At 68.4% G+C, this 2,659-nt stretch carries 4 protein-coding genes; 1 reads left to right on the top strand and 3 read right to left on the bottom strand.

Annotation, left to right across the window (positions count from 1 at the left end; genetic code table 11):
- Positions 1 to 11: 11 nt before the first annotated feature.
- From ABGA94_RS05070 to flgA, 3 genes are all read right to left on the bottom strand, one after another.
- Positions 12 to 350 carry a flagellar protein FlgN gene (locus ABGA94_RS05070; RefSeq protein WP_375366562.1) on the bottom strand — a complete coding sequence of 113 codons (339 nt, stop codon included), beginning with the start codon at positions 348 to 350 and terminating at the stop codon, positions 12 to 14.
- Positions 347 to 652, bottom strand: coding sequence for a flagellar biosynthesis anti-sigma factor FlgM (gene flgM, locus ABGA94_RS05065; protein WP_005409579.1), 306 nt, complete (start codon positions 650 to 652; stop codon positions 347 to 349). Before flgM ends, ABGA94_RS05070 begins: the two co-directional genes overlap by 4 nt.
- Before the next feature lie 75 nt (positions 653 to 727).
- On the bottom strand, positions 728 to 1,384 hold the full coding sequence (gene flgA, locus ABGA94_RS05060) for a flagellar basal body P-ring formation chaperone FlgA (protein WP_005416463.1): 657 nt from the start codon (positions 1,382 to 1,384) through the stop codon (positions 728 to 730).
- 263 nt (positions 1,385 to 1,647) lie between these two features.
- Here flgA and ABGA94_RS05055 point away from each other — a divergent pair, with 263 nt between their 5' ends.
- Positions 1,648 to 2,592 carry a chemotaxis protein gene (locus tag ABGA94_RS05055; protein WP_019659622.1) on the top strand — a complete coding sequence of 315 codons (945 nt, stop codon included), beginning with the start codon at positions 1,648 to 1,650 and terminating at the stop codon, positions 2,590 to 2,592.
- Positions 2,593 to 2,659: the final 67 nt, after the last annotated feature.

Here is a 2,659-nt window from a genome sequence, read left to right as displayed (position 1 = left end):
CCGCCGTCGCCTCAGGCGACGGCGAGGGGCCGGCCGATGCTGACCGTGTGCGACTGGCCCTTGGCATCGTAGGCCGAGGCGTCTTCGGTGCGGCCGAGCTGGCGCAGCGCCCAGTTCACCTCGCGGCGGCGGCGCGACAGCAGCACGCCGTTGGCCCGGTTGCGCTCGGCCAGTTCCTGCAGCTGTTCGCCCTCGCCCACCGGTGGCGCGCCTTCCAGCGCACGCAACGCTTCCAGCTTGGCGCCGGTAGCCCGGATCAGGGCGTGCACGTCGTGCTCGACCAGGGCCTGGCGTTCAACGTCCAGGGCCTCGGCGAGACGCTGCAGCGGCTCGCTCATCGCCGCAGTCATCCGTGCAGCTGCTGGTCCAGATCGAGCATGCGCGATGCGATCGCGTCCGGATTGATCTTGTAGGTGCCGTTCTGCAGCGACTCGCGCACGGCGGCCACGCGCTGGGCGTCGATCGCCGGGGCGGTGGTCAGCTCGCGCTCGATGGCCTGCAGATTGGTGGCCTCGCCGGTCAGGCGCAGGCTGTCGGCCGCCTCGACCGGGCGCGCCGCCGCATCGGTGCTGACACCGGGCTTGTTGGCCGGGGTCGTCACGCTGCGCAGTGCCTGGGGGACCTGCAGGTTGCCGTCGATTTTCTGGCTCATGGGGTGTCCTGGAGTTGCCGTTCACAAGGGATAACGGCCGCAGGGCCGTGATCTTTAGGGATATTTTGCGGTAATTCAACGCGCCACGATTACGTCACCTGCGGCATCGACCGTGCCTTGCACGATCCGCCGCGAGGACAGGTTCTCGACCGAGACCCGTTCGTTCTCACCGGCATCACCCATCGCACGGCCGGCAATGCGGACCTCGACCGAGCCGCGACGCGACACCAGGGCCACATTGTCTCCTCGCTTGATGAGACGCTGCACCACCAGATCGTTGTTCGACAGCAGGGCTCCGGCCTGCAACGGACGGCGGGCGACGCGGCCGATCGCTGCATTGGGATCGGACAGCACCGCGCCGGCAATCCGGGCAGCGTCACGCTGGGCAGTGGTGATATCGGCGGCAGTGAGGGTTTCTCCAGTGCCGATTCCGCGGTTGAGCACCAGTACGGTCTGGTTGCGCCGCACCTTTACCGGCACGAACAGGCGCCAGCCGCCCGCATCCGGACAGCTGACCTCCACCGTGGTGTTGGCGGTGGGCTGCACCTGTAACGCCCCCCCGCACTTCGGCAGGCGCAGCGCATCGGCCACCTGGGCCTCGCCCTCGCTGCCCGCCGGCAGCGTCGACAAGGCCGCCGCGCGGATGCTTGCCACCGGCTGCCAGTCGGCGGCAGCCGCCCACGGCGAGGCCACGGCCAGCGCGATGGCGAATAGAGATGTGACCCGGCACATGGCGCCTCCTTCAATCGGCAAGAGCTGGCCCAGGTGCGTGCAAGGGGTGTGCCAGAACGACGGGGCTTGTTGGTCGGGTCCGGGATGGAGAGGCGACCGGATGGGTAGAGTCGACTGCCAGTCGACTTTCGCGCGAAGCGCGGGGTTTCCCGCGATCGGATCGACGAGCAGCCGACTGGCAGTCGGCTCTACAAAAGCGATCTGGAGCGCGCGGGCGGCAGAGCGCCCTCAAGTTTGGCGCCCAACGCGCCGATACAGCAGCCATGTCCCATGACCTGCTCAACCGGATCGACCAGCGGACCCGCCTGGCCGGCCACAACCGCCTGGCGCTGCTGCTGTTCCGTCTCGGCGGACGTCAGCTTTTTGGCGTCAATGTCTTCAAGGTGCAGGAAGTCCTGCGGCGCCCGGAGCTGTTCCAGGTACCCGGCCTGCCCAGCCAGTTCGCCGGCGTGGCCGACGTGCGCGGCCGCTCGGTGCCGGTGCTGGACCTGGGCCTGGCCATCGGCCACCCCGAACGTGAGCCCGATGCCGATACCTCGCCGGGTTACCTGGTCGTCACCGAATTCAATCGCTCGATCCAGGGGTTCCTGGTCAGCGGCGTCGAACGCATCGTCAACATCGCGGTGGAAGACATCCACCCCCCGCCGGAGCTTGGCGCCGAGTCGAGCTACCTGACCGCGGTAACCCGCTTCCAGGGTGAGCTGATCCAGGTGATCGACGTTGAAAGCGTGCTGGCCGATATCGCCCAGGTCCGCGGTGACGCCGTACTCGATCCGGCGATGGCAATGCCCGCCGATGGCCCCCAGCTGCAGGTGCTGGTGGTGGACGACTCGCGCGTGGCCCGCCAGCAGATCCGCAGCGTGCTGGATCAGCTGGGCGTGGGTGCCACCCTGCTTTCCGACGGCAAGCAGGCTCTCGACCACCTGTTGCAGATCCACGCCTCGGGCGAGAACCCGGCCGAACGCTATGCCATGGTCATCTCCGACATCGAGATGCCGGCCATGGACGGGTACACGCTGACGACGGAAATCCGGCGCCACCCGGGCCTGGCCGGCCTCTACGTGCTGCTGCACACCTCGCTGTCGGGTGTCTTCAACAACGCCATGGTCGAGCGTGTCGGCGCCAACGCCTTCGTCGCCAAGTACTCGCCGCACGAGCTGGCTGACTTCGTGCTGGACCGCCTGCGCAAGGTGGCGATGGCGGCCTGACGGCCACTGATCCGGTAGTGCCGGCCGCTGGCCGGCAACCGCAGATCCATCGGGGAGCCGGCCAGCG

It is taken from the genome of Stenotrophomonas sp. 3diitr2024 (assembly GCF_042136455.1).
Lineage (GTDB): Bacteria > Pseudomonadota > Gammaproteobacteria > Xanthomonadales > Xanthomonadaceae > Stenotrophomonas > Stenotrophomonas sepilia.
This window is presented reverse-complemented; position numbering and strand designations above follow the sequence as displayed.

What these genes read in the sequence shown, in the direction of transcription:
- ABGA94_RS05055 (WP_019659622.1), top strand. Translation starts at nt 1,648, where the DNA reads ATGTCCCATGACCTGCTCAACCGGATCGACCAGCGGACCCGCCTGGCC.
- flgM (WP_005409579.1), bottom strand. Translation starts at nt 652, where the DNA reads ATGAGCCAGAAAATCGACGGCAACCTGCAGGTCCCCCAGGCACTGCGC.
- ABGA94_RS05070 (WP_375366562.1), bottom strand. Translation starts at nt 350, where the DNA reads ATGACTGCGGCGATGAGCGAGCCGCTGCAGCGTCTCGCCGAGGCCCTG.
- flgA (WP_005416463.1), bottom strand. Translation starts at nt 1,384, where the DNA reads ATGTGCCGGGTCACATCTCTATTCGCCATCGCGCTGGCCGTGGCCTCG.